Origin of the sequence: Oryzicola mucosus (assembly GCF_014534685.1) — a bacterium.
GTDB classification, from domain to species: domain Bacteria; phylum Pseudomonadota; class Alphaproteobacteria; order Rhizobiales; family Rhizobiaceae; genus Oryzicola; species Oryzicola mucosus.
Map to the genome: position 1 here is coordinate 1 of NZ_JACVVX010000017.1, position 24,227 is coordinate 24,227.

Genomic DNA, 24,227 nt, shown 5'->3' on the forward strand with positions numbered 1-24,227 from the left:
GGATGGAGGCCAACCGCTACATCAACATGGACGACCTCAGAGAACACAAGAAGCTCGAACTCCGAAAAGCCGCATGACCAGCACAATGGCCGCCCCAATTTGCAGAACTTGACGCACACAACCATCGCCAGCCCAAATTTGTAGGGCGCGACTCTGCTTACGCCGCTTCCAGCCCCGATCCAGCCAGACTGCAAGCGGCCCCAAATTCGCCGTGTGTAGGCAGCCGGCCCCCGTGCAGACGACAGCGGCCGAAAGGTTGGAAAGCGGTTGGTTAGCGTTCGACACAAAGCAGAAGCAAGCTGCCATTCACGGAAGCACTTACCGGTCGGAGCGGCAGTCGATCGAGTAGCTTGGAGAAGTTCCGCGTGCAGCCGCTTCCCTCGCCAACCGAAATGCCCGCAAGGTCCTATATCCACAGCCCGTCGGCAGTGAGGCGGACGATGGCCAACTTCACGTTGCCGTCTGTGTCGCGATGCCTTGTGAGGCGATTCTGGAACCACTTTGCCCAGAGCGCCCGAAGATCGGGCTCGGTCAGCCACGACATCGAGAGCGAGGCCCAGAGGCAACGGCTCGAACGGCAGGTTGAACGGAATCACGAGCGAGCATCCCCAAGTACGGATCAAGGCACCCTTCCCGAAGGGCATACCTCGTAACAGTCGCAATTGGTTCAGTTAAGCAGGTCAGGTCTCGCTCCACTTCTGCACGCACCAATGCCGCTCGCAACGCTCCTTCCATGGCAGAGTGAGTCACATCACGCCAAGCGGAAAATCCGAATTTGGTCAACTGAGACAAGCTTTAGTCCACGTTTTGCGCCTTAAAATGCCGAAGACGGATGCAGATGGCATGCAACTTTGTGGCCTTTGCCCTGATCAACGAATGGAGGATCGACGTGGCCGCACACCTCCATGGCGAATGGACAGCGTGTACGGAAATGACAGCCCGACGGTGGATTTACTGGACTCGGCACATCGCCGGTAAGGATTACGCGCCGGCGGTGCTTCTCGACTGCCGGGTCCGGTATCGGCACGGCCGACAAGAGCGCTTGGGTGTAGGGATGCAACGGTGCGTCGTAGAGCGTGTTGCTTTCGGCGATCTCGACGATGCGCCCGAGATACATCACCGCCACGCGATTTGATATGTGCCGCACAACCGAAAGGTCATGTGCGATGAACAGATAGGTCAGCCCTAGGCGCCTCTGCAGGTCTTCCAGAAGATTGACGATCTGTGCCTGGATCGAGACGTCGAGCGCCGAAACCGGTTCGTCACAGATGATGAGTTCCGGATCGGCCGCTAAGGCACGCGCAATGCCAATGCGCTGGCGTTGCCCCCCTGAAAATTCATGGGCGTAACGGCTGACGACATCGGGTTTCAGCCCGACCAGTTCCAGCAGCTCAACGACGCGGGCTGCCCGCTGGGCGGGCGGCAGGAGATTATGGATGAGCAGCGGCTCACCGATAATGCGGCCCACTGTCATCTTGGGATTGAGCGACGCATAAGGATCCTGGAAGATCATCTGCATGTGGCGGCGCTCGCGCCGCATGTCGCCGTCGCTCAGCTTGGTCAGATCCCGTCCTTCGAACAGCACTTCGCCGGATGTCGGCCGATGCAGTTGCAGAATGGCTCGGCCTGCAGTGGACTTGCCGCAGCCGGACTCTCCGACAAGGCCGACCGTCTCACCGCGTTCGACGCTCAGCGAGATGCCATCGACGGCTTTGACGGCGCCGACATTCCGGCCCATCACCCCTTTGATCACGCCGAAGTGCTTGACGAGGTCGCGAACTTCGAGGAGTGGCCTGGTGTTGGTCATGCCGGCGCCCCAGTCAGCACGACGGATCGTTCCCGAGATACCTCGTCCCAGAACCAGCACGCACTCATATGTCCGCGCGAAACTTCAAGAAGAGGCGGGCGAGCATCATGGCAAGCCTTTTTTACGTAGGCGCAGCGGGGTGCGAACGGACAGGCTTCCGGGGGATTGATAAGCTCGGGCGGCAAGCCACGGATAGGCTGAAGACGCGTCTTGTCACGCGCGTCTAGACGCGGAATAGACTGCATCAGCCCCACGGTATACGGATGCCGCGGGTTAGCGAACAGTTCTTCAGTTGTTGCAGTCTCGACGATCGTACCCGCGTACATCACCTGCACCCTGTCCGCCATTCCAGCAACCACACCCATCGAGTGTGTAATCAGGATCAACCCGCTTCGGTGCTCACTCTGCATGGACTTCATAAGTTCAAGGATTTGTGCCTGAATGGTAACATCAAGAGCCGTCGTCGGTTCGTCCGCTATGACCAGACGCGGGTTGCAGGACAGCGCGATCGCAATCATCACACGTTGTCGCATTCCTCCCGAGAATTGATGCGGATATTCGTCGACCCGTTGCTCTGCATAAGGGATGCCCACCATGCGCAACAGCTCGATGGCCCTGGCCCGAGCCTGTTTGCCCGTTAAGCCTTTGTGACGGCGCAGCGTTTCGCCAATCTGTCGCTCAACGGTAAGAACCGGATTCAGCGATGTCATCGGGTCCTGGAAGATCATCGAGATGTTCAGGCCGCGAACGTCTCGCATCTGGTGATCGGAAAGCTTGAGAAGATCCCGACCTTCGAACAGGATTTCGCCGTTGTCGATCCGGCCGGGTGGGTTGGGCACAAGCCGCATGATCGACAGACCGGTAATGCTTTTGCCACAACCGGATTCGCCGACGACGCCGAGCGTCTCGCCGGGCATGACATGGAACGATACGTTGCGCACCGCGCGTACGATGCCATCCTCGGTGTAGAAATTCGTGGTCAGGCCACGCACATCGAGCAGAGGCGTGATTATGTCTGTCATCTCATGCCGCCGGAGGAAAATGCATTGCGATCATGGCGTCGGCATCGAGATGGTCAACACCGAAACGCTCGTTCAGGCTTCGCGCCGTTGCCAAATCGGTTTCAAAAGATGCCGCATCGCCAGCAAGCATGATCCGCTGGCCACCACGCCGCGCCGATTCGCAGCACGCTGCCTCGATCTCAGTGGCTTTCAGCGCATCGAGCGTGGAAAACTGGGCGCGCCGTAACCCTCGGACCTGCTCTGCGAACTCGACCACAATCTGCATCACCACGGTCGCATCCCATTCGCGTAGCTTCTTACCACTGATCGAACCAGGCCGAAGGCTATTCTCCAGCTCCACTTTGCCGCCGGGGATGGCCACGCTTGAGGACACCCATGTGGCCTGCTCGATCCTGTCGACGAATTCGGCAATGTGATCCGACTTGCCGTCACGCATAAGAGCCTCATCTGAGGCGATACGCAGCTCCGCCCTTCCGTCGAGATCGGCGCCGGCGAAACGGACAATAGCGCCGCGGGTGCCGTCGATTTCGGTAAATCCCGGCCGCGGCGGCCTGCCCAGCATCCCCTTGAGGTTACCGCCCATAGCCACGGCGATGCGATCACCGGGAAAATAGAGATGGCAGGCGCGGAAGGTTTCGCTGTCGTGCACGCGGTGGGCCGATTCGACGTGGCGGGCAGTCGGCATCGTGTGCGTCAGCGCCTGCACCTGATCGGGATATGCGTCATAGAACTTTATCCAGCGCGCATGTCCGTGGAAACCAACTTGATCGTGGTAGCAGGTAATGCGCTTAACCTCGCCGATTGCCCCCGAGGCCGAAACTGCCTTGGCGAGCCGGTCGAACGGAAACCGAAAGTAATTTTCGGCAACGAGAAGTGTGATACCCTGCCCATCCGCAGTCTCCACCATGTCACTGGCCTGCGCATAGGTGCTCGCCATCGTCGTCTCCACCAGATGATGAATACCGTGACGCGACAGCGTTACCGAGACGGCATGATGCGATTCGATGCTGGACAACACGAGGGCAGCTTCGATGAGGCCGGCATCGAGCAGCTCCGACAAACGGGTGAACGATGGAACGCCAAGCTGAGCGCCGGCGTCGGCGGCGTTGGCTATATTTGGCGTGCACACCGCGACAACCTCGATCCAGGGTGCGAGCGCCGGCAGGATCGGTAGATAGAGCTTCTTCGCCCGTGTACCGACACCGATGAGCGCGCAGCGCAGTGGCGCTGTCATGACCCGATGCCACGCAGCAGATGGGATTCCGAGAGATTCGACGCACGGATCGCCTTAAGGATGACCACCCAGTCCTCATCGGGTATGGGAATCCCCTGTTCGGTGCGCAGGTCGAATTCCGACCAGCCGCGCTCGCCGGGATAGATTGGGCGATTTCGTCCGGGTAGCGGGGTTGCGTCGTGAATGAAACCGATCTGTTTTTCGACGAGTCCGGCAAAGACGCCGCCGGAGGCGAACCAATCCGGATCAAGCGCCATGAAAAGCGCACCCTGCCCGCGCCGCGCCGCTTCCGGGTGATTGTGCGTATCCTCGCCGCCAACGGTCGTTCCAGACAGGGCACCGGTTAGGAGGTGGATCAGAATGCCCAGACCCGAACCTTTGTGCCCGCCGCATGGCAGCATGGCGCCTTCGTCAGCCCTTGTCGGGTCGTTGATCGGCTTGCCTTCCTTGTCGATCAACCAGTCGTCGGGGAGCCGGTCGCCACGCCGTTTAGCCTGCTGGAGCTTGCCATAGGAGGCGACAGTGGTGGCGATGTCAAAAAGGATCGGGCGGCTTTTCGACGACGGCGCGGCATAGGCGAACGGGTTGGTGCCAAGCACCATACTGGTGCCGCCATAGGGTGCAGCGGAAGGCGAAGTGTTCGCCATGACGATACCGACCATTCCCACCTCAGCCGCCAGATTTGCGTAATAGCCCAAAAGCCCGATGGGGTTGCCATTGAACGTATTCACAATGCCGGTACCTTCGATTCGCGCCTTGCGAATGGCGATGGCCATTGCCTCTTTGCCCATCACCGGTCCGACGACGCCAGCTGTCTTCACAAGCGCGGTCGCACCGCCTTCCTTCACCGTTTCTATCTTCGAACCGGATACTGTCTTGCCATCGCGAATGCTCTCGAGTGTGCGGCGCACGATATACACGATGCCGTGTGTCGAAGCGCCGCGCAGATCGGCAAAGACGGAGGCATCGGCGCAAGCTGAAGCTTCTGCTTTGGACAAGCCGGCGGCTGAAAGGGTCTCGTGCACCAGTTGATGCATTCGGTCGGCGGAAACTAGAGGCACGTTCTTCTCCCTGACGCTGGCTAGTACCAGCGCGATGCTGTTGTATGACGGATCGGTAAAGGCTGGCCGAGCCGATCGGATATGGCGGCGAAATCGAGGTCCGTTCCCAGACCGGGCTCTGTCGGCAGTTCGAAGTAGCCGTCCTTGATCACCACCGGATTTGTGCAGATGGCGTCACGCATTTCGCGTTCGAATTCCATCTGCTCAAGAATATAGAAGTTTGGAACAGACGCCGCGAGATGAAGCGAGGCCAAAGTGCCGATAGGACCAGCGGAGTTGTGAGGCGCTAGCGTGAGAAAGTGGCTTTCCGCAAAGGTGGCGATACGTTTGACTTCGGTGATGCCGCCTCCGTGGCAGAGATCGGGCTGCAGGATATCGGCTCCGGTACCCTCGATCAGTTCGCGGAATTCCCAGCGGTTCATAAGATGCTCGCCTGTTGCGATTGGCACTGGCATTTGCTGCTTGAGTGCAATCATCGCCTTGGCGTTTTCGTAAGGCAGCGGCTCTTCGAAGAAGCCCGGCCGAAAGGGCGCAAAGGCGCGCGCTGCCGAAAGCGCCGTTCGCGCGGAGAGGCGTTCACCAAGATCGCAGAAGATATCGACGCCGGCACCCGCGCCGTCGCGCGCCGCTTCCATCAACGCTGTTTCGTGGATGATCGTTTCTGCCTCGTGGGTCCTGAAGCGCGGATTCTTGAAAGGGTTCCATTTGAACGCCGTGAAGCCACGGCGAGCCGCTTCCTGTGCACCCGCATGGGCCTCATCGGCCGTCTGCACATTGGGAAGCCAGTGGCTGGCATAGGCCCTGATACGATTGTTGAAGGGGCCCCCCAGAAGTCGATAAACAGGGACCCCAAGGCGCTTCCCCTCAAGATCCCAGAGCGCGATATCGAGTGCCGACTGCGCCGTGGACTGGATCGCCCCACCACGCCAGCGCCATGCGTGATACATGGCCTGCCAGTGACGTTCGACGCCTCCCGCTTCCTGCCCGATCAGAACTTCGCTTAGTTCGTGGATGGCACGCTCGACCCCGTCAATGGCACCTGCAAGCGAAGCTTCGCCCCAGCCGTACAAACCATCTTCGGTTTCCACTTTGACAAAAAGCCAGTTCTTCCACTTCGCCCAGAAGCGAAATGTCTCGATGCGCGCGACCTTCAACCGATGCCTCCTTGATGTTCCACGCGGAAGATGCCAGGGGCAAAAGCCGCGGGGTCGCTCGCGCCGTGTTCGGCTTGACGGTTGTCGACCCGCACCGATAATGGACGAGTATACGATGTGCGTTCCGTCGCCTGGGCGACAACTGATGAGATCGAATGTCAAAAAGCTTGCCCGCATGACTGCACCTCTGATTGCACGCTTCAGGAGCAAGTCGGTTCGCGATTGGCGGGCAGACATTACCGACGCGATTGCAGAGCATGGCACGCTGCGCAAATTTGACCGCAAGGATGTCATCTTTCATCAGGGCATGCCGGCAAAGGCGGTTTACGCCGTCAAAAGCGGCGTTATCGAAACATCCGGCCTCAACGCTTCGGGCAGGGAGGTGACCCTGTCAATCCGGGGACCGCGCGAGCCTTTTGGATATTCCGAAGCGGTTCTGGCTGAACCGCGCACCCGGCAGGCGAGCGTTCTGCAGGATGCGGAAATCTGGGAACTCGGCACCGATCCGTTCCTCGACATGCTTGCAGAGCGCCCCGACATCATGCTCGCAATGCTCGGCAGCATGATGTTCCGCGTGACGCGTTCCAGCGAAATGCGTGCTGAGTTGCGCGGCACGTCTGCCTACAACCGAGTGGGATATGTGCTCCTGCAACTGGCCAACAGCACTACCGATCTGAGCGCAGCGGCACAGCCGCAATTGCGGATCACACATGAAGAAATCAGTCGCGTCTGCGACCTCAGCCGGCAGACGGTCACTACCATTCTCGGCGAAATGCGCGATGCGGGTATCGTCGAATTGGGGCTTCGGTCGATCAGGCTGATGAAGCGAGCTCGACTCGATGAGCAGATCGAGCGCGCCCTCGGCGACTAAGTGCACGCCTTGTCGGCCATGTGACAGAGCCGAACGACATCCAGTGTATGGTGGCCGCTCGTGCATGAACCGGCGGCAGTCCGGTCACCGGGAGGAAACATTGGCGCACTATGTCTTGCGACGGCTGATCCAGTCGCTGTTCGTTCTGGCAGGACTGACCATCGTCGTTTTCTTCGTCACACGCCAGATCGGTGACGTGGCTCGACTGATGCTGCCGATCGATGCAACCGAGCAGCAATACCTCGAAATGCGCCAGATGCTGGGCATCAACGATCCGTTGATCATGCAGTTCGGCCGCTATCTCCTTGATCTGGCGCGCGGCGACTTCGGCATCTCGTTGTGGCAGAACGTACCCGCCATGGGGTTGGTCCTGTCGCGTTTTCCTGCGACAGCGCTGTTGGCATTCTCCACCTTGATTTTTTCGCTCGCCATAGCATTGCCCGTCGGCATAGGAGCGGCGCTGAGACCAGGATCGATCTTCGACCGCATCGCTACGGTGATCTCGATATTCGGGCTGTCCGTGCCGACCTTTTGGCTGGCGCTGCTGCTGATCACTGTTTTTTCAGTGCAACTGGGTTGGTTCAAGACATCGGGCTATGGCAGCGCGCAGTATCTGATCCTTCCTATGCTCGCTATTTCGGCGCAAAGCATCGGCCGTCTCGCCCAAGTCGTGAAAACAAGCATGCTGGACGTACTGAATGCGCAATACCTCGTCACCGCCCGCAGCAAAGGGTTGTTCGAAAGCGTCATCCTGATCCGCCACGGTCTTCGCAACGCGCTTCTGCCGATTGTCACCATCGTGGGCGACGAGATCATAGGCCTTCTGAACGGCTCCGTGGTGATCGAGGTGATCTTCGGCTGGCCTGGCATAGGCAAGCTGACCATCGATGCCATTGAGCGGCGTGATTTCGCAGTCATCCAGGCAAGTGTGATCTTCGTAGCCTTGTTGGTAATCGTCGTCAATCTGATCGTCGACCTCATCTATGCGTGGCTCGATCCTCGCATCCGCTATTCGTGAAGGTGTATTGATGAGCATCGCAGTCCCATCCCTCGACACTGAAACGGTCTCCCCGCGCCGCCGGCTTTCAAGCTGGGCGCTGCTGCGACACGACCGCATCGCACTGATCGCGCTGATTTTTCTGGTGAGCGTCGCGCTGGCAGCCATATTCGCCGACCAACTCGTCCAATCGGGCCTGTTGATCGATCCGCTGAAGCAAAATCTGCTTGGGCGCAACAAACCCCCGATGTTCGAGAGCAAACTCGGCTTACACCTGCTCGGCACGGATCAATTGGGCCGCGACCTTCTGGCTCGCCTTATCTTTGGTGCCCGCATCTCGCTCGGCGTCGGCGTGATAACCATCATATTGTCCAGCATCATCGGCGTTACGCTTGGGCTGATCGCAGGCTACCGCGGAGGCCGAGTCGACGATTTCATCATGCGTTTGGTCGATATCCAGATGGGCTTTCCGCAGATGCTGCTGGCGCTCATCATCATTTATGCCGCAGGACCCAGCGTCACCAATCTCATCCTCGTGCTTGCCCTGACACGCTGGATGGCCATCGCCCGCGTGACGCGGGCAACGACGTTATCGCTCAGCCAGACACTTTTCGTGGAAGCGGCCCGATCGCTTGGTGCGACGCATCTGCGCATCGTCCTGTTCCACATCTTACCCAATCTAACATCGACCCTGCTGATCCTGGTCTCGCTGGAATTCGGGCGCGTGATGCTTTCCGAGGCAGGATTGAGCTTCCTCGGCATGGGCATCCAACCGCCTGATGCGTCATGGGGCCTGATGCTGGCGCAGGGGCGATCCTACATTGCTTCGGCATGGTGGCTCGTGACATTCCCCGGTCTTGCAATCGCTTTGACAACGCTTTCGACAAACCTCCTTGCGGGATGGGCACGAAGCGTCAACGACCCTGTCTACCGGAAAAGAATGGCGGCGCGGATCACCAGGCATTGAGCGATTGTCATCTGGTTGACAGCACCGGTTGTCGAAACGGGAGCAAGCTGCGTCATAGACAAGCAGCGCCGACAAAGGCGCGGGAGGAGGAGACGTCAATGACACAAGGGACACGATACGGAAAATTGCTGAGCGTTGCCATTGCGAGAACATTTGCTGGTCTCATGATGGCAATCGCTGGGCCAGCGTTCGCTCAAACGGACAAGACTCTGACAGTCGCTATCGGCGCGGAGCCGGCGACCATGCTCCCGCGCGATGCCTGCCGTTACGAGACGAATTTCATCACCGACAACATCTATGAGCGGCTGACAAGACGGCAGCCCGACGGAACCGTCGTCGGTTGGTTGGCTGAGAGCTTCGAGCAGACGGGCGATTTGACTTGGCGTTTCAAGCTCCGGCCGGGGGTCAGTTTTTCGAACGGCGAGCCCCTCAATGCCAGTGCCGTGGTCGAAACAATCAAATACTACTTCAACCCGGACGTGGCGAGCCGTTGCCGCGGTGACTACAGCACGATCGAAAGTGCGACGAAGGTCGACGACATGACCGTCGACATCAAGACGAAAACCGTGGATCCGACCATCCCGAGCCGCCTGCTGAAGCTCTATGTCATCGCGCCCAACTGGCTCAACACGACATCTGACGAAGTGACGGCGACGAGCGCCGTCGGCACGGGGCCCTACACCTTCGATGAGTGGACAAAGGGCGACCACATCACACTAAAGGCCAACCCGACATATTGGGGCGAAGAGAAGCCGACCATCGACACCGTGCGTATCGTCGCGCGTGCGGAGGCTGCGGTTCGCGCTGCGATGGTGCAGGCTGGCGAAGCCGATATCGCCGTCAATATTTCGCAGGAGCAAGCCCAACCCCTGCCAAAATCCGTGACCGAGCATACGACCGAAGCCGTCTTCGTCCGTCTCAACGTCCAGAACCCCGTTCTGTCGGACGTGAAGGTCCGCAAGGCGATCGCGGAAGCAATTGATACTGATAGCATCCGCGAGGCGCTGTATCCTGGCGTGTCTACGCCGCTGAACGGCCAGATCGTCCGCCCCTCGGCACTGGGTCATAACTCAGATCTCGCGCCTTACCCGTTCAATGTCGATAACGCAAAGAGCTTGGCCGACGCCGCCGGTGCCTCGGGTAAAGAACTTAAACTGGTGGTGCGCACCGATCTCATCCCCAATGTTAGCGAACTGGCGGAGGCGATGCAGGGGATGTTGCAGGAGGCAGGGCTTAAAATCACGCTCGTGCCGATGGAAGCCGCTCCTTGGCGCGACCTTCTCTTCGCCAACAAAGAAGGCCAGGAACGGACCGACATGATTATCATTTCGGCCAGCAACATCCAGTTCGATACCAGCCGTGTGATGAATTTCTACTACGGAACCGGACAGTTTTCGCATTCTGACGACGCTGCTTTCCAAGCAGATATGGACAAGGCAGGTGTGTTGAGTGGAGACGAGCGGGCTGCCGCCTATCGTAAGCTCTGGGCAGAGGCCTACGACAAATACTGGGTCGTGCCGGTCTTCGGTATCGACTACATTCATGGCTTGTCCGAACGGACCGAATGGGCGCCCCGCGACGACGGTTTTGTCTATTTCAATACGATGAAGCTCTCTCAGTAGATAGTCTTTGGGTGGGGCTAAGGCCCCGCTCCTTCTCCCTAGGAAATCCAGATGATCATTGTTCTCGACGATGCCTACCGCGACGGCGCCGCAGGTCGGTTCGCGGGCCATGACGTGCGCTATTTTCCCAGCAACATCAAGGACCCGATCGCACTCGCCGACATCATGCGCGAGGCCGACGTCGTCGGCTTTCGGCGGGTGCTGCCATTTCCGTTCACGTCAGATATGGTTACCGGCGCGCAAACCCTAAAATTCATCCACCGCTCCGGATCGGGTGCCGACTGGTTCGACATGGATCTGCTTTCGCGCTTGGGCATTCTCGTTGCAGTCAACAGCGGATTTAATGCGCCGAGCGTCGTCGAGCATACTGTCTTGCTGACCTTGCTCACCTTGCGGCGTTCGCTAGATTTCATCGCCAGCATGCGCGAGGGCAAATGGCTGCGCGACCTTCCGGGCGATCCGCCTTTCATGCTGAACGGGCGGACGGTTGGGGTGATTGGCATCGGCGCCATCGGCTCGCGGGTGGTGCAGGCTATGCTGGGTCTGAATGCGAAAGTGCTCTGCCACCAGCGCGACCATGAAGTCGGGCTGCCAGAAGGCGCCAAATGGGCTGATCTCGATACGATTTTTTCCACGGCCGACGTCATCACCCTGCATGTGCCTCTCGTGTCCGAAACCGAGGGGATCATCGGGCATCGTGCGCTTGGGATGATGAAGCCCACAACGGTGGTCATCAACACGTCGCGCGGCCAGGTGGTCGATCAGGCCGCGCTCATCGAAGCTTTGGAGACGCGAAGAATTCGCGGTGCTGGCCTCGACGTTTTTGAGGACGAGCCACTGCCTCCCGACCACAAACTGCGGCATATGCCAAATGTCGTGACCACTCCGCATGTCGGGGGTGCGGGAATCGAAATCTCTGAACGTCAGGTCGAAGGCACGCTCTCTAACATCGAACTGTTTCTCTCCGGAGCATCCCCGGAGCGGCTCGTGAACTCCAGAACACTCAAGAGCGAAAGCCTTCGGGCACGCCATCTTCAGATCAAGGACTAAACAATGACCGATGCCACGCTTACGCCCGAGGATTTCAAGGCTTCGGTGGTGGCGGTGCCGCCTATCGCCCTGACGCAATCATTCAAAGTTTCACCTGAGCCGAACGCGGCTCTGGTAAGCCACATCGTGGCTGGCGGGGTGAGTATCCTGCTCTACGGCGGCAACGCTAACCTCTATCATTTTGGTCTTGATGACTATGCAGACGCGCTGTCCGTGATGGAAGCAGCGTCCAATCGCGCCCGAATCATCACTTCGATAGGACCGGATCTTGGCAAGATGCTAGACCAAGCACCGTTGGTTGAGCGTTCGCATCTGCGTAACGTGATGCTGCTGCCAGTCGCCTTCCCTTCGGATTCCCACGGCGTCGGCGACGGCATCAGACGCATCGCGGCGCGGCTGGGCTTCGGTGTGATCTTGTATCTCAAACGCGAACTCTACATCCGCCCGGCGGTTCTGGAGAAGCTGGTCGCAGAGGGGGCCGTGAGATTTGTAAAGTACGCAGTGGAACGTGCCGATCCCGGCGAGGACGAGTATCTCGACTCTATCGTGGCTGCGATCGGCGCCGATCTCGTAGCAAGTGGAATGGGCGAGACGCCAACTATGAATCATATCGGGAGAAGAGGTTTGGCAACCTACACCTCCGGCGCGGTTTGCATCGCACCTGCGGCAGCAATGGCGCTGCTTGGCCGCTTAAGGGCTGGTGGCCTGGCGAATGACGAACCGGAGTTAGCGACTTTCCTGGAATTTGAGCGTGTTCGGATGCAGTTGGGAGGCATTCAAGTGCTGCATAGCGCAGTCACAGCTTCCGGCATTGCCGATATGGGGCCGATCATGCCCTTGGTATCACTTGTCAAGGAACGAAACATGCCTGAGGTGATGCCCGTTCTAAAGGAATTATTGCGCTTAGAGAAAGTTGCCCGCGCGATTTTATGAACATGGCCGACGCAAAGCTGAGCCATACGAGAATCATTCCGCAATGTTGGAAGACACTTCCTGCCTATGCACAAAGGCGACCGGTAACAAGCCGGTCGGAAAAACCCTGTTCTTAGTCCAACCACTACCAGTGGCCCGCCGAAATGACCGACGGGGATTCCCAGTTTGAGGCTGGCGTGACTCAAGGTGGCGTGAGGACATGCCGAGAACCGTTGAGATCAAAGCGTGCCACACACAGCGTCGGAGCTGTAGCACATCGATCCAAGCTTGACCTATTTTGCATGGTGAGCACGGGATTGATGCGGTCGGTCAAGGACATGCTTGTCGAGCTCTAGCCTTTACCTGACGAACAAGGTTTCGAAAGCTCTCGGGAGATGGATGTTTGGCGGTCCCACGTCTCCGCCGTCTTCCTGTCGTTCCACGCCACCGCCCTACTACGATCTCATCGCTGTTGCGCGGACCGGGTTCGTGCGTTTCTTACTCATCCCCGATCCAGGGCTGGCCGAACGGTCCCTGAAGGCAAGGGGACGACATGGCGGCATCTCACCAGAAATCCGAGGCGATCACGCGGGGCGCGCGCATGCTGCGCACCGCCCTTGGCCCCGCCATCGCGGGATTTCTGGAAGACCCGTCGATCGTCGAGGTAATGCTCAATCCCGACGGCCGGCTCTGGATCGACCGGTTATCCGAAGGACTTGCTGACACAGGCGAACGGCTATCGCCAGCCGATGGCGAACGGATTGTCCGCCTCGTCGCGCATCACGTCGGGGCTGAGGTCCATGCCAACGCCCCTCGGGTCTCGGCTGAGTTGCCTGGCACAGGAGAGCGGTTCGAGGGGCTGCTGCCTCCCGTGGTGGCAGCGCCCACTTTTGCCATCCGCAAACCGGCTGTCGCCGTCTTCACCCTAGCCGACTACGTCGCCACAGGCATTATGAATGCCGCACAGGCCGAGGCGTTACGTGCTGCTGTTACCTTGCGCAAGAACATCCTCGTTGCCGGTGGGACCTCGACCGGCAAGACCACGCTGACCAACGCGTTGCTTGCCGAGGTCGCCAAAACCTCCGACCGCGTCGTCCTGATCGAAGATACGCGCGAGCTGCAGTGTGCCGCGCCAAATCTCGTCGCACTACGCACCAAGGATGGGGTGGCGTCACTTTCCGATCTGGTTCGATCTTCGCTGAGACTGCGTCCCGACCGCATCCCTATCGGCGAAGTCCGAGGCCCGGAAGCGCTCGATCTTCTCAAAGCCTGGGGCACCGGCCATCCCGGCGGTATAGGAACGATCCACGCCAGCACCGGGATAGGCGCTTTGCGCCGGCTCGAGCAGCTCATTCAAGAGGCGGTCGTCCGTGTTCCGCGAGCGCTGATCGCCGAGACAATCGATTTGGTCGCCGTGCTTTCGGGCCGTGGTTCAAACCGTCGCCTTTCAGAACTCGCCGCCGTCGAGGGCCTCGGCCCAGACGGCGATTATCGCGTCCTGCCCACAATCCCACCCCTCACAGGAGAACCAACATGACCCGCACTATCCCCCGCATCCGCCGCCTCATCACGACGGCTGCCGCCGTGTCTTACACCAATCTTGTCCTGGCGCCTGCTGCCTATGCCGCCGGTTCATCCATGCCATGGGAGGCGCCGCTTCAGAGCATCCTGAAGTCGATAGAGGGGCCGGTCGCCAAAATCATCGCCGTGATCATCATCATCGTCACCGGCCTGACGCTGGCCTTCGGTGATAGTTCCGGCGGCGCCCGAAAACTCATCCAGATCGTCTTCGGTCTCTCCATCGCCTTTGCCGCCAGCTCCTTCTTCCTGAGCTTCTTCTCCTTCGGTGGCGGGGCACTCGTCTGATGAGCGGCTTGGCTCTCCAGACCAGCGATGTACCGGGCTTCTCTGTCCCGGTTCACCGCGCGCTCACCGAGCATATTCTGCTTGGCGGCGCTCCGCGTTCGATCGCCATCGTCAACGGTACGCTGGCGGCCGCTCTCGGGCTCGGCCTGCGCCTCTGGCTGGTCGGCATCGCGATCGGCTTGCTCGGTCATTTCGCGGCGGTCTGGGCCGCTAAGCGCGATCCGATGTTCGTCGATGTGGTGCGCCACCATCTGCGCATCCCCGGCCACCTCGGCGTGTGAGGGAAACAACGACAATGATGAACCTCTCGGAATATCGCCGCACCACTACACGCCTTGCCGACTTCCTGCCCTGGGCAGCGCTTGCAGGCGACGGCGTGGTGCTCAACAAGGATGGGAGCTTCCAGAGAACCGCACGGTTTCGTGGGCCCGATCTGGAAAGTGCGGTTCCCGCTGAGCTGGTTGCCGTAGCCGGGCGGCTGAACAATGCCTTTCGTCGCCTTGGCTCCGGCTGGGCAATTTTTGTCGAAGCCCAGCGTCATCCAGCTGCCCCCTACCCGTCAAGCCGCTTTCCCGATCCCGCCTCAGCACTGGTCGATGCCGAACGGAAGGCCGGCTTCGAGGAGACCGGCACGCATTTCGAATCCAGCTATTTCCTCACCTTTCTCTATCTGCCGCCGGTGGAAGACGCCGCACGCGCCGAAAGCTGGCTCTATGAGGGCCGCGAACAATCGGGTGTCGATGTCAAGCAAGTCCTGCGCGGCTTCATCGACCGCACCGACCGTATCATCCAGCTCTTTGAAGGCTTCATGCCGGAATGCGCCTGGCTGAACGACACAGAAACGCTCACCTATCTGCACAGCTGCGTTTCGACGAACCGTCATCGCGTCCGCGTTCCCGAAACGCCGATCTATCTCGACGCCCTGCTTGCCGATCAGCCCCTGACCGGCGGGCTGGAGCCGCGCCTGGGAAACGCCCATCTGCGTATCCTGACCATTGTCGGGTTTCCGACATTGACAACGCCCGGCCTGCTCGACGAGCTGAACCGCCTCGCCTTCCCCTATCGCTGGTCGACGCGCGCCGTGATGCTCGACAAGACGGACGCCACAAAGCTGCTGGTCAAGATCAGGCGGCAGTGGTTTGCCAAGCGCAAGAGCATCGCCTCCATCCTCAAGGAGATCATGACCAATGAGGCCTCGGCCCTGGTCGACACCGACGCTGCCAACAAGGCTGCAGACGCCGATCTGGCACTCCAGGAACTCGGTGCGGACTACGCAGGCCAGGCTTATGTGACGGCAACCGTCACGGTCTGGGACGAGGATCCGCGTATCGCCGCGGAAAAGCTCCGCCTGGTCGAAAAAGTCATCCAGGGCCGCGACTTCACAGCCATTTCAGAAAGCGTCAATGCCGTGGACGCCTGGCTGGGATCATTGCCAGGGCATGTCTATGCCAATGTGCGTCAGCCGCCCATCAACACCTTGAACCTCGCGCATATGATCCCACTCTCCGCAGTGTGGGCGGGCGATGCGCGAGATGAGCATTTCGCAGCACCCCCTCTGCTGTTCGGGAAGACCGAAGGCTCTACCCCGTTCCGGTTCTCGCTTCATGTCGGCGATGTCGGTCACACTCTGGTGGTCGGGCCGACAGGTGCGGGCAAGTCGGTGTTGCTGGCGCTGATGGCGCTGCAATTCCGGCGCTATCCCGGCGCGCAAATCTTCGCCTTCGATTTCGGCGGATCGATCCGAGCGGCAGCCCTGGCCATGGGTGGAGATTGGCACGATCTTGGCGGTGGCTTGAGCGAGGATGACAGCGTTTCGCTTCAACCATTGGCCCGCATCCACGATGTTCCCGAACGGGCTTGGGCTGCCGACTGGATTGTCTCGATCCTGACCCGCGAAGGCGTGAGTATTACGCCGGACGTCAAGGAATATATCTGGACCGCACTGTACTCTTTGGCATCCGCGCCGGTGCATGAGCGCACGATCACCGGTCTCGCCGTCCTGTTGCAATCCAACGATCTCAAACAGGCGTTGCGGCCCTATTGCGCCGGCGGCGCCTATGGACGCCTTCTCGACGCCGAAGTCGAACATCTCGGAGCCGCGTCCGTCCAGGCATTCGAGACCGAGGGCCTGATCGGCACGGGCGCGGCTGCCGCAGTCCTGTCCTACCTGTTCCACCGCATCGAGGACCGTCTCGACGGGTCGCCTACCCTGCTGATCATCGACGAGGGCTGGCTCGCCCTGGATGACGAGGGCTTTGCGGGACAGCTTCGCGAATGGCTGAAGACGCTCAGGAAGAAAAATGCATCCGTCATCTTCGCCACCCAGTCGCTGAGCGACATCCAAGGTTCAGCCATTGCACCGGCGATTATCGAAAGCTGCCAGACACGTCTGCTGCTGCCCAACGAACGCGCTGTCGAACCTCAGATTGCCGAGATCTATCGCCGCTTCGGGCTCAACGACCGGCAGATCGACATTCTCGCACGCGCCACGCCCAAGCGGGATTATTACTGCCAGTCCCGTCGCGGCAACCGCTTGTTCGAACTGGGGCTGTCCGATGTGGCTCTCGCACTCTGTGCCGCGTCTTCCAAGACGGATCAGACCGACATTCATCGCGTCCTTGCCGAGCATGGCCGCGAGACCTTCCTTTCGGCCTGGCTGCGCCACCGCGACGTGGCCTGGGCCATCGATCTCATACCCGATCTTACCAACCAGGAGACATCGTCATGACGCTTCGTCGTTCCAATGCGGCTTTTGTAGCAGTCACAATGCTTGCCACAACGCCGATTGCACTGTCGCCGATCATAACAACACCCGCCTATGCCTGGCGCATCGTTTTTGACCCGACCAACTACAGCCAGAACGTGCTGACGGCGGCGCGTACGCTGCAGCAGGTCAATCAGCAGATTACCCAGCTTCAGAATGAAGCCCAGATGCTGGTCAATCAGGCGCGCAATCTGGCAAGCCTGCCCTACTCCTCGATCCAGCAGCTTCAACAAAACGTCAAGCGAACCCAACAGCTTCTCTCCCAGGCGCAAAACATCGCCTTCGATGTCCAAGAGATCGATCAGGCCTTCCAGACCCAGTATGGCAGCGCGTCACTTTCCGCGTCCGACCAACAACTCGTCGCTACTGCGCGTGATCGTTGGCAGAATACGGTAGGCGGTCTCCAGGACGCCATGCGGGTACAGGCCGGCGTCGTCGGCAATATCGACGGGCAACGCGCAGAGATGTCGGCCCTTGTCGGTCAGAGCCAGGGTGCGACAGGCGCGCTTCAGGCAACACAGGCCGGTAATCAGCTTCTTGCCCTCCAGGCACAGCAGCTCACCGATCTGACCGCCCTTCTCGCAGCCAATGGACGGGCAGACGCCCTGTCGGCGGCGGAGCAGGCTGCGGCCGCCGAGCAGGGGCGTGAGCAGCGCCGCCGCTTCCTGACACCCGGCTCCGGCTATCAGCCGGGACAAGCCCGGATGTTCAACAACACCAACTGATATCCGGAAAGAGAAGCGGCATGGACGGTCAAACGCTGGTCCGGCTGGGCGCGGTTCTATTCGTTGCTTTCGCGATCACCGCGACCGCGATCGAGATGAGCCGCGAAGGGGAACCTCCTGCCGCCGCGACCGCCAGCAAACAGCTTCGACCGATCGCAACCGATCCGCTCCGCTGGCGTCAGCGCCAATGCCAGCAACTCGGCGAGGCCGCAATCCGTGATCCCGAATGTCTGGCTGTCTGGGCCGAGAGCCGGGATCGCTTTCTCGGCAAGCCGTTGCCGGATGCGAAGCATGACAGTCAAGGACAGTGATCATGGGCGGCACCGGCGTCATCGACCAGTTCCTGCAGGTCTTCACCAGCTATATCGATTCAGGTTTCGGCCTGCTCAGCGGTGAGGTCGCCTTCATCGCAACGACCCTGATCGTCATCGATGTGACGCTTGCAGCCCTGTTCTGGAGTTGGGGCGCGGACGACGACATCATCGCACGACTGGTCAAGAAGACCCTCTTTATCGGTGTCTTCGCCTATCTGATCGGCAACTGGAACAGTCTCGCAAAGATCGTCTTCGACAGTTTCGCAGGACTCGGCCTGAAGGGCTCCGGCACCGGCTTCACGACCGCCGATCTGTTGCGCCCCGGCAAGGTCGCGCAGACCGGCCTCGACGCCGGACGTCCGCTGCTGGAATCGATCTCCGGACTGATGGGCTACTGGTCCTTCTTCGAGAATTTCATCCAGATCGCCTGCCTGATGTTTGCATGGGTCCTGGTGCTGCTCGCCTTCTTCATCCTTGCGATCCAGCTCTTCGTCACTCTGATCGAGTTCAAGCTGACGACGCTCGCCGGCTTTGTGCTGATCCCATTCGGCCTGTTCGGCAAATCCGCCTTCATGGCCGAACGGGTTTTGGGCAACGTCATTTCTTCCGGCATCAAGGTCCTGGTCCTGGCGGTGATCATCGGCATCGGTTCGACGCTGTTCGACCAGTTCACAGTCGGCTTCGGCGGGGCTACCCCAACCATCGATGACGCCATGGCGATCGTGCTGGCAGCACTTTCCCTTCTTGGGCTTGGAATTTTCGGGCCCGGCATCGCCAGCGGATTGGTCAGCGGCGGCCCGCAGCTCGGCGCAGGCGCCACAGTTGGAACCGGCCTGGCCGCCGGCGGCACAGCTGTGGCTGCGGGTGCTGCCACCGGTCTCACCATGAAGGGAGGGGCTGCAACGCTGTCGGGCGGATCGACTGCTCTTCATGGAGGTGCAGCCGTCGCGGGCGGTACGTCCACCGCCTACACCCTCGCTTCCGCCGGTCAGTCTGGGGTGTCTGGTTTTGCATCCGGCATGGGTGGCGTGGCGGCCGCCGCAGGCAATGCTGCCACCTCGCCCCTGAAGCGCGCCGCTGCGAAGGTGTCGACAAGCCTTGGCTCCAGCTTCACAGACGGCGCCAGATCAGCATTCGAGGCCACAGGCGGCACCTCCACCGCCGCGACTATCGGCGGTGGCGACGAGGCAACCGATAACTCGCTGCCGTCCTCACCCACCACCCCGCCCGACTGGGCAAGACGGATGAAACGCGCCCAAAGCCTGTCCCACGGTGTCTCGGCCGCGGCTCACGCCGTACGCTCCGGCGACAATCATGGCGGCGGCTCTTCCATCAACCTTTCTGAAAGCGAGCGCTGATGTTCAAACGCCCCGCAACCCATTACGGCAAGACGCCGCAACCCGAGACCCCATATCAAAGAGCGAGCCAGGTCTGGGATGAGCGTATCGGCTCTGCCCGCGTCCAGGCCAAGAACTGGCGGATCATGGCCTTCGGCTCGCTGATCCTGTCGGCAGGCTTGGCCGCAGCCCTGGTCTGGCAATCCGTACGAGGCACAGTCGTGCCGTGGGTCGTGCAGGTTGATAAACTCGGACAGTCGCAGGCGGTCGCTCCCGCTGTCGCCGACTACCGACCGACCGATCCCCAGATTGCCTTCCATCTCGCCCGTTTCATCGAGCAGACCCGGTCGATCCCGTCTGATCCCATCATCGTTCGTCAGAACTGGCTTCGCGCCTATGAGTTCACCACCGATCGCGGCGCCATGGCCCTCAACGAATACGCGCGCTCCAACGACCCCTTTTCCAAGGTTGGCCGCACCCAGATCGCGATCGATGTGTCGAGCGTCATCCGTGCCTCTCCGGACAGCTTCCGCGTCGCCTGGGTCCAGCGCACCTATCAGGACGGTTCGCTCACATCGACCGAACGCTGGACCGCGATCCTCACCATCGTCGTACAGCCGCCGCGCGATGCCGAAAAGCTGAAGGCCAATCCGCTTGGCATCTACGTCAACGCCATAAACTGGTCGAAGGAGCTGGGGCAATGATCAAACAATCTCCCCCCCGAGCCCACGGCACCGCAGGCTGCAGATCGGTTTCCTTGCTGGCGCTGATGTCAGCGATGATGATTGCCGGCTGCGCCACCGCCAAAAAGCCGCCTCAGATCAGCTATGACGCAAATGTCCCGCCCCTGCCCGCTCCACCTGCGGCGACTACAGATCAGAAACCACGGCCGCTCCACGTGCCCCCTGGCTGGACACCGGCACGAGGCGGATCCGACGCCACTTCGCCAACCGCGCGCGTCGAAAACGCCAATCTTGCCGCCCGCGTCGAGCCGCGTCGCGAGGGCTACTACAACGCCATCCAGATATACCCTTGGAGCGAAGGCGCGCTTTATCAGGTCTATGCCGCAGTCGGACAGATCACCAATATCTCCCTTGAGCCCGGCGAGAGCCTGACGGGTGCTGGCCCAATCGCCGCCGGTGACACCGCCCGATGGGTCATCGGCGATACGGAAAGCGGCTCCGGCGTCACACGCCGCAGCCATGTGCTGGTGAAGCCGACGCGCGCCGATATTTCGACCAATCTGATCATAACGACTGACCGCCGCACCTATATGCTGGAGCTGCGCGCCGGCGAGAAACCCTATATGCCGGCCGTCACCTGGTCCTATCCACAATCGCCCGCCGCCAATAGACAATCCGCTCCCGCGTCACCGATCATTCCCACACTCCACGCTCGAAACTACCGCTACGGACTGGAGGGCGACAATCCGCCGTGGAAGCCGGTCACTGTCTTTGACGACGGCCGCCGGGTCTATGTCGAGTTCCCACGCGGTATCGTCCAGGGCGAATTGCCGCCACTCTTCGTCATCGGTCCGGACGGAGAACCGCAGATCGCCAACAGCCGCGTTTACCGGAACATGCTGATCGTCGATCGCCTCTTCGGCGCGGCGGAACTGCGTCTGGGCAGCGACAAGCGTCAGCAAACGGTCAGGATCGTCCGCATCGACGGAAGGCCAGCGACATGACCACGATTGATTCCTCCTCCAGCAATCAGCCTCATTGGGACGACAGTGACAATCGTCAGAGGCTCCTCGGGGACGCGGCGGCACCGATGCGGCTGCGCGCTGAGACACCCCGCGTCACCCGCATCTCGCGCAAGGTGCTTGCCGGCGCAGGCCTTATTGCTGGCTTAGGCATTGGCGCAGCACTGATCTATGCCCTTCAGACCCGCGACCCCGATGCTGGAAATGAAGAGCTGTATTCCGTCGACAACCGCACCACGGCGGATGGCATCGCGGGTTTGCCGCGCGACTATACCGGTCCGGTGCTCGGACCCGCATTGCCCGGCGACCTCGGCCGCCCGATCCTCGACGCTCAGAACCGGGGCCGGCCGGTCTCGCCGCCGGCAATGGCTGCACCCGATGTCGATCCGGATGAACAACGCCGTATGGCCGAGGAAGAGGCAGCCCGCCTGAGCCAGGTCTTCTTCCAATCCACGCCGGGCACTTCGCCCGGTGGCGCAAGCGCCAGCGGCTCGTCTCCGAACCTTGCCGATCTCGGCCTGTCAGGCCAGTCAGGCACGGCGACAGGACTAGATCGCCAGCTCGCCTTTATCAACGCCGCTGTGGATCGAAGGACCGTTGCGCCGGATCGTGTCGCGGCACCGGCATCGCCCTACCTGCTCCAGGCAGGTGCGGTAATATCAGCAGCATTGATCACCGGCATCCGATCTGACCTCCCCGGTCAGATCACCGCCCAGGTCACAGAAAACATCTATGACAGCCCGACCGGGCAAATCCTGCTCATTCCGCAGGGTGCGCGCATCGTCGGTGAGTACAGCAACGACGTCGGCTTCGGGCAACGGCGTGTGCTGCTGGTCTGGAACCGGCTCATCCTGCCCAACGGCCGATCCATCGTACTCGAGCGTCAGCCGGGTGCCGACGGTCAAGGCTATGCCGGGCTCGAGGATGGTGTCGATTATCACTGGTGGGATCTGGCTAGGGCTGCTGGACTTTCAACCTTGCTCGCTATCGGTACCGAGCTTGCCGTCAATGACGAGGATCGCCTCATGCGTGCGATCCGCGATGGCGCACAAGACACCATCAACGACGCCGGCCAGAAGATCGTCGAACGTCAGCTGGACGTGCAACCCACCCTCACCATTCGCCCGGGATTTCCCGTCCGCGTGATCGTTACCCGCGATCTCGTCCTCGAACCCTATCGGGACTGACATGACCAGACTCAAGCTTGGCCCGATCGCCGAAGACAAGCCCGTGAAGATCATTATCGACCTGCCCGGCAATCTGCATCGCGATCTGGTCGCCTATGCGGAGATACTGGCGAAGGACACCGGCCAGCCCGTCTCCGACCCGAAACGGCTCGTCGTACCGATGCTGCAGCGGTTCATGGCAACGGACCGGGGTTTTGCTAAGCTGCGTCGGGGCTTGCCCACCCCGAACCCGTGAGTGAGGTCGATTCGACATTGATCGAATTCTCCAGCCTGTCAGACCATGCCGCCAGGGGCGTCGACGTAGTGCCCCGCCAATGGCGTCGACGTAGTGGCGCAGTCTGGCAAACTGACATTCTACGGACCCTGCTTCGAAAAAACAGAGCTGGTAGACCCCTCAGGCGGCGATGCTCAATTCAAAAGACCAGCGCGTCTATCATTCAGATATCGCCAGTTTTGCCCGCCGTCTCGAAAGCAGTTTTCGATAACCGCCATTGAGAAGTTTGGCTCCGTCCCTGATCAGTCGAATTGTCGCGTATCGAAACGGCGAGTCCTGCCATGTCCGACGTTCGACCATCCGACGGCCGTAAAGTGCCTGCGCCAGCTGAAAATGAGACGCCCCATCGACGCGCCCATCGCATGCTCGAAGGAGATGCGAGAGCCGACGGCGCTGGTTCGAAGTCAAGCGATCATCCGGCGCTTGGCGTTTGGAGTTCCTGATCAACAAACGGCTCACGGCGCTCAACCTCTCCTTGGCCATTGAATCCAGGGGTATGACCGCAGCAAGCGGTTCTCCCAGCGCCGTATCGCTGAAAACGTCGAGCTGTATTCCGCCCACATCCGGGTATCGGAGATGACTGCACCCACCGTCGTGAACCCGGTCAGCGTGAGAAAGATCTAAAAGGATATCCGCGTCATCAGCCAATAAAGGCGGTGTCCGCACCAGCGTCACGACGCCGGGATCGATGTCAGGCATCCAAAACAGTGCCTGTTGTGTAGCAGGAAGACGAGGGTCAGCCATGAAATCGCAACCCCCAGCGTTCTCGAAGTTGAGAAATTATCGCAGGATCTGACTCGTTTCCATGTTCTGCAAAATCCCTTTGATACTTGGTATTTCGTCTTAAAAACTCCCAAGCAACCGCCTCGGCTGCCACTTGGTCGATAAATGCGTACTTCGATGCATTACGCCACTGTGTTGAATCCGGCGTCATCTCTACTCCACAGTTGATGAAACTGACGCCATTTGAGAACCATCGCAGACAGGCGCGCAACTGGGGGATTCCCTAGTTGACATCCATAAATGCGCTGCGGGATACAAATTTGTGGGCGATCTGCTGACGGATGAATCATCGGGAGGCGGGAAAGACGAGGTCATCGGCGCATTCCCGCTGTTTGGAGAGCAACCGAAGCGTACGACGATTTCCCTAACGAGCCATGCTTTGACGCCTGCGCGTCTTTGCCGACCCCACCTTGCTGCTGCTCTTTCTTTAGCTTCCTCGTCTCTACAGCAATGTTTTGGGTTTTTGGCGTTTGTTGAAGTTGTGGATAAGCTTTTTATTTGGTTGCGGTGGCATTGTTGTGTTGCGGCAGCGGAGTAGCGTGGGTTCCAAAGGGGCATTGGGGGCTTCCATGGAA

General features: G+C 60.2%; 24 protein-coding genes and 1 pseudogene. 17 read left to right on the forward strand and 8 right to left on the reverse strand.

What is annotated here, in order from left to right; genetic code table 11:
* Nucleotides 1-406: 406 nt before the first annotated feature.
* From ICI42_RS24305 to ICI42_RS23095, 6 genes and pseudogenes are all read right to left on the reverse strand, one after another.
* Nucleotides 407-562: pseudogene (locus ICI42_RS24305) on the reverse strand (TetR/AcrR family transcriptional regulator); the annotation flags it as partial.
* A gap of 252 nt (nt 563-814) precedes the next feature.
* Nucleotides 815-1,807, reverse strand: a complete 993-nt coding sequence (locus ICI42_RS23075; RefSeq protein WP_188166960.1) for an ABC transporter ATP-binding protein — start codon at nt 1,805-1,807, stop codon at nt 815-817.
* Nucleotides 1,804-2,829: an ABC transporter ATP-binding protein gene (locus ICI42_RS23080; RefSeq protein ID WP_210317491.1), complete on the reverse strand. Its 1,026-nt coding sequence runs from the start codon at nt 2,827-2,829 to the stop codon at nt 1,804-1,806. Before ICI42_RS23080 ends, ICI42_RS23075 begins: the two co-directional genes overlap by 4 nt.
* Nucleotide 2,830: 1 nt before the next feature.
* Nucleotides 2,831-4,063, reverse strand: coding sequence for a Gfo/Idh/MocA family protein (locus tag ICI42_RS23085; protein ID WP_188166961.1), 1,233 nt, complete (start codon nt 4,061-4,063; stop codon nt 2,831-2,833).
* On the reverse strand, nt 4,060-5,124 hold the full coding sequence (locus ICI42_RS23090) for an Ldh family oxidoreductase (protein ID WP_188166962.1): 1,065 nt from the start codon (nt 5,122-5,124) through the stop codon (nt 4,060-4,062). The genes ICI42_RS23085 and ICI42_RS23090 overlap by 4 nt, the downstream gene beginning before the upstream one ends.
* Before the next feature lie 20 nt (nt 5,125-5,144).
* Complete coding sequence (locus ICI42_RS23095) at nt 5,145-6,278, reverse strand: mandelate racemase/muconate lactonizing enzyme family protein (RefSeq protein ID WP_188166963.1); 1,134 nt, start codon at nt 6,276-6,278, stop codon at nt 5,145-5,147.
* Between the two features lie 145 nt (nt 6,279-6,423).
* Between ICI42_RS23095 and ICI42_RS23100 the strand changes: the two genes are divergently transcribed.
* The 17 genes from ICI42_RS23100 (at nt 6,424) to ICI42_RS23180 (ending at nt 22,830) form a co-directional block, all read left to right on the forward strand.
* The gene (locus ICI42_RS23100; RefSeq protein ID WP_188166964.1) at nt 6,424-7,149 is read left to right on the forward strand and encodes a Crp/Fnr family transcriptional regulator; all 726 of its coding nucleotides are present in this window, start codon (nt 6,424-6,426) and stop codon (nt 7,147-7,149) included.
* Between the two features lie 100 nt (nt 7,150-7,249).
* The gene (locus ICI42_RS23105) at nt 7,250-8,167 is read left to right on the forward strand and encodes an ABC transporter permease (protein WP_188166965.1); all 918 of its coding nucleotides are present in this window, start codon (nt 7,250-7,252) and stop codon (nt 8,165-8,167) included.
* 10 nt (nt 8,168-8,177) lie between these two features.
* Nucleotides 8,178-9,113, forward strand: a complete 936-nt coding sequence (locus tag ICI42_RS23110) for an ABC transporter permease (RefSeq protein ID WP_188166966.1) — start codon at nt 8,178-8,180, stop codon at nt 9,111-9,113.
* Between the two features lie 98 nt (nt 9,114-9,211).
* Nucleotides 9,212-10,735 carry an ABC transporter substrate-binding protein gene (locus ICI42_RS23115; RefSeq protein WP_188166967.1) on the forward strand — a complete coding sequence of 508 codons (1,524 nt, stop codon included), beginning with the start codon at nt 9,212-9,214 and terminating at the stop codon, nt 10,733-10,735.
* A 51-nt stretch (nt 10,736-10,786) separates the two neighbouring features.
* A complete protein-coding gene (locus tag ICI42_RS23120) occupies nt 10,787-11,785 on the forward strand; it encodes an NAD(P)-dependent oxidoreductase (RefSeq protein ID WP_188166968.1) in 999 nt (332 codons plus the stop codon).
* 3 nt (nt 11,786-11,788) lie between these two features.
* A complete protein-coding gene (locus ICI42_RS23125) occupies nt 11,789-12,718 on the forward strand; it encodes a beta/alpha barrel domain-containing protein (protein WP_188166969.1) in 930 nt (309 codons plus the stop codon).
* 532 nt (nt 12,719-13,250) lie between these two features.
* Nucleotides 13,251-14,234 carry a P-type conjugative transfer ATPase TrbB gene (gene trbB, locus ICI42_RS23130; RefSeq protein ID WP_188166970.1) on the forward strand — a complete coding sequence of 328 codons (984 nt, stop codon included), beginning with the start codon at nt 13,251-13,253 and terminating at the stop codon, nt 14,232-14,234.
* Nucleotides 14,231-14,563: a TrbC/VirB2 family protein gene (locus ICI42_RS23135; RefSeq protein WP_188166971.1), complete on the forward strand. Its 333-nt coding sequence runs from the start codon at nt 14,231-14,233 to the stop codon at nt 14,561-14,563. Before trbB ends, ICI42_RS23135 begins: the two co-directional genes overlap by 4 nt.
* Complete coding sequence (locus tag ICI42_RS23140; RefSeq protein ID WP_188166972.1) at nt 14,563-14,844, forward strand: VirB3 family type IV secretion system protein; 282 nt, start codon at nt 14,563-14,565, stop codon at nt 14,842-14,844. Before ICI42_RS23135 ends, ICI42_RS23140 begins: the two co-directional genes overlap by 1 nt.
* Nucleotides 14,845-14,858: 14 nt before the next feature.
* Complete coding sequence (gene trbE / locus ICI42_RS23145) at nt 14,859-17,291, forward strand: conjugal transfer protein TrbE (protein WP_188166973.1); 2,433 nt, start codon at nt 14,859-14,861, stop codon at nt 17,289-17,291.
* Nucleotides 17,288-18,052, forward strand: a complete 765-nt coding sequence (trbJ, locus tag ICI42_RS23150; RefSeq protein ID WP_188166974.1) for a P-type conjugative transfer protein TrbJ — start codon at nt 17,288-17,290, stop codon at nt 18,050-18,052. Before trbE ends, trbJ begins: the two co-directional genes overlap by 4 nt.
* Before the next feature lie 20 nt (nt 18,053-18,072).
* Entirely contained in the window at nt 18,073-18,363 is a 291-nt protein-coding gene (gene trbK-alt, locus ICI42_RS23155; RefSeq protein ID WP_188166975.1) for a putative entry exclusion protein TrbK-alt, read from the forward strand.
* Between the two features lie 2 nt (nt 18,364-18,365).
* Nucleotides 18,366-19,724: a P-type conjugative transfer protein TrbL gene (gene trbL, locus ICI42_RS23160; protein WP_188166976.1), complete on the forward strand. Its 1,359-nt coding sequence runs from the start codon at nt 18,366-18,368 to the stop codon at nt 19,722-19,724.
* Nucleotides 19,724-20,407, forward strand: a complete 684-nt coding sequence (gene trbF, locus ICI42_RS23165; RefSeq protein WP_188166977.1) for a conjugal transfer protein TrbF — start codon at nt 19,724-19,726, stop codon at nt 20,405-20,407. The genes trbL and trbF overlap by 1 nt, the downstream gene beginning before the upstream one ends.
* A 65-nt stretch (nt 20,408-20,472) precedes the next feature.
* On the forward strand, nt 20,473-21,390 hold the full coding sequence (gene trbG, locus ICI42_RS23170; RefSeq protein ID WP_269140818.1) for a P-type conjugative transfer protein TrbG: 918 nt from the start codon (nt 20,473-20,475) through the stop codon (nt 21,388-21,390).
* Nucleotides 21,387-22,595 (forward strand): TrbI/VirB10 family protein, encoded by a 1,209-nt coding sequence (locus ICI42_RS23175; RefSeq protein ID WP_188166979.1) that lies wholly within the window; start codon nt 21,387-21,389, stop codon nt 22,593-22,595. The genes trbG and ICI42_RS23175 overlap by 4 nt, the downstream gene beginning before the upstream one ends.
* A gap of 1 nt (nt 22,596) precedes the next feature.
* The gene (locus ICI42_RS23180; protein ID WP_188166980.1) at nt 22,597-22,830 is read left to right on the forward strand and encodes a DUF2274 domain-containing protein; all 234 of its coding nucleotides are present in this window, start codon (nt 22,597-22,599) and stop codon (nt 22,828-22,830) included.
* Nucleotides 22,831-23,028: 198 nt separating this feature from the next.
* Here the strand turns inward: ICI42_RS23180 and ICI42_RS23185 are convergent, their stop codons facing one another.
* Nucleotides 23,029-23,568: a DUF2285 domain-containing protein gene (locus tag ICI42_RS23185; RefSeq protein ID WP_188166981.1), complete on the reverse strand. Its 540-nt coding sequence runs from the start codon at nt 23,566-23,568 to the stop codon at nt 23,029-23,031.
* A gap of 37 nt (nt 23,569-23,605) precedes the next feature.
* Nucleotides 23,606-23,803: a transcriptional regulator domain-containing protein gene (locus tag ICI42_RS23875; RefSeq protein WP_230980531.1), complete on the reverse strand. Its 198-nt coding sequence runs from the start codon at nt 23,801-23,803 to the stop codon at nt 23,606-23,608.
* Nucleotides 23,804-24,227 lie beyond the last annotated feature (424 nt).

What these genes read in the sequence shown, in the direction of transcription:
- ICI42_RS23075 (WP_188166960.1), bottom strand. Translation starts at nt 1,807, where the DNA reads ATGACCAACACCAGGCCACTCCTCGAAGTTCGCGACCTCGTCAAGCAC.
- ICI42_RS23100 (WP_188166964.1), top strand. Translation starts at nt 6,424, where the DNA reads ATGAGATCGAATGTCAAAAAGCTTGCCCGCATGACTGCACCTCTGATT.
- ICI42_RS23140 (WP_188166972.1), top strand. Translation starts at nt 14,563, where the DNA reads ATGAGCGGCTTGGCTCTCCAGACCAGCGATGTACCGGGCTTCTCTGTC.
- ICI42_RS23180 (WP_188166980.1), top strand. Translation starts at nt 22,597, where the DNA reads ATGACCAGACTCAAGCTTGGCCCGATCGCCGAAGACAAGCCCGTGAAG.
- trbB (WP_188166970.1), top strand. Translation starts at nt 13,251, where the DNA reads ATGGCGGCATCTCACCAGAAATCCGAGGCGATCACGCGGGGCGCGCGC.
- ICI42_RS23185 (WP_188166981.1), bottom strand. Translation starts at nt 23,568, where the DNA reads ATGCCTGACATCGATCCCGGCGTCGTGACGCTGGTGCGGACACCGCCT.
- ICI42_RS23875 (WP_230980531.1), bottom strand. Translation starts at nt 23,803, where the DNA reads ATGACGCCGGATTCAACACAGTGGCGTAATGCATCGAAGTACGCATTT.
- ICI42_RS23110 (WP_188166966.1), top strand. Translation starts at nt 8,178, where the DNA reads ATGAGCATCGCAGTCCCATCCCTCGACACTGAAACGGTCTCCCCGCGC.
- trbF (WP_188166977.1), top strand. Translation starts at nt 19,724, where the DNA reads ATGTTCAAACGCCCCGCAACCCATTACGGCAAGACGCCGCAACCCGAG.
- trbL (WP_188166976.1), top strand. Translation starts at nt 18,366, where the DNA reads ATGGGCGGCACCGGCGTCATCGACCAGTTCCTGCAGGTCTTCACCAGC.
- ICI42_RS23085 (WP_188166961.1), bottom strand. Translation starts at nt 4,063, where the DNA reads ATGACAGCGCCACTGCGCTGCGCGCTCATCGGTGTCGGTACACGGGCG.
- trbG (WP_269140818.1), top strand. Translation starts at nt 20,473, where the DNA reads ATGTCAGCGATGATGATTGCCGGCTGCGCCACCGCCAAAAAGCCGCCT.
- ICI42_RS23120 (WP_188166968.1), top strand. Translation starts at nt 10,787, where the DNA reads ATGATCATTGTTCTCGACGATGCCTACCGCGACGGCGCCGCAGGTCGG.
- trbJ (WP_188166974.1), top strand. Translation starts at nt 17,288, where the DNA reads ATGACGCTTCGTCGTTCCAATGCGGCTTTTGTAGCAGTCACAATGCTT.
- trbK-alt (WP_188166975.1), top strand. Translation starts at nt 18,073, where the DNA reads ATGGACGGTCAAACGCTGGTCCGGCTGGGCGCGGTTCTATTCGTTGCT.
- ICI42_RS23135 (WP_188166971.1), top strand. Translation starts at nt 14,231, where the DNA reads ATGACCCGCACTATCCCCCGCATCCGCCGCCTCATCACGACGGCTGCC.
- ICI42_RS23080 (WP_210317491.1), bottom strand. Translation starts at nt 2,829, where the DNA reads ATGACAGACATAATCACGCCTCTGCTCGATGTGCGTGGCCTGACCACG.
- trbE (WP_188166973.1), top strand. Translation starts at nt 14,859, where the DNA reads ATGATGAACCTCTCGGAATATCGCCGCACCACTACACGCCTTGCCGAC.
- ICI42_RS23115 (WP_188166967.1), top strand. Translation starts at nt 9,212, where the DNA reads ATGACACAAGGGACACGATACGGAAAATTGCTGAGCGTTGCCATTGCG.
- ICI42_RS23175 (WP_188166979.1), top strand. Translation starts at nt 21,387, where the DNA reads ATGACCACGATTGATTCCTCCTCCAGCAATCAGCCTCATTGGGACGAC.
- ICI42_RS23125 (WP_188166969.1), top strand. Translation starts at nt 11,789, where the DNA reads ATGACCGATGCCACGCTTACGCCCGAGGATTTCAAGGCTTCGGTGGTG.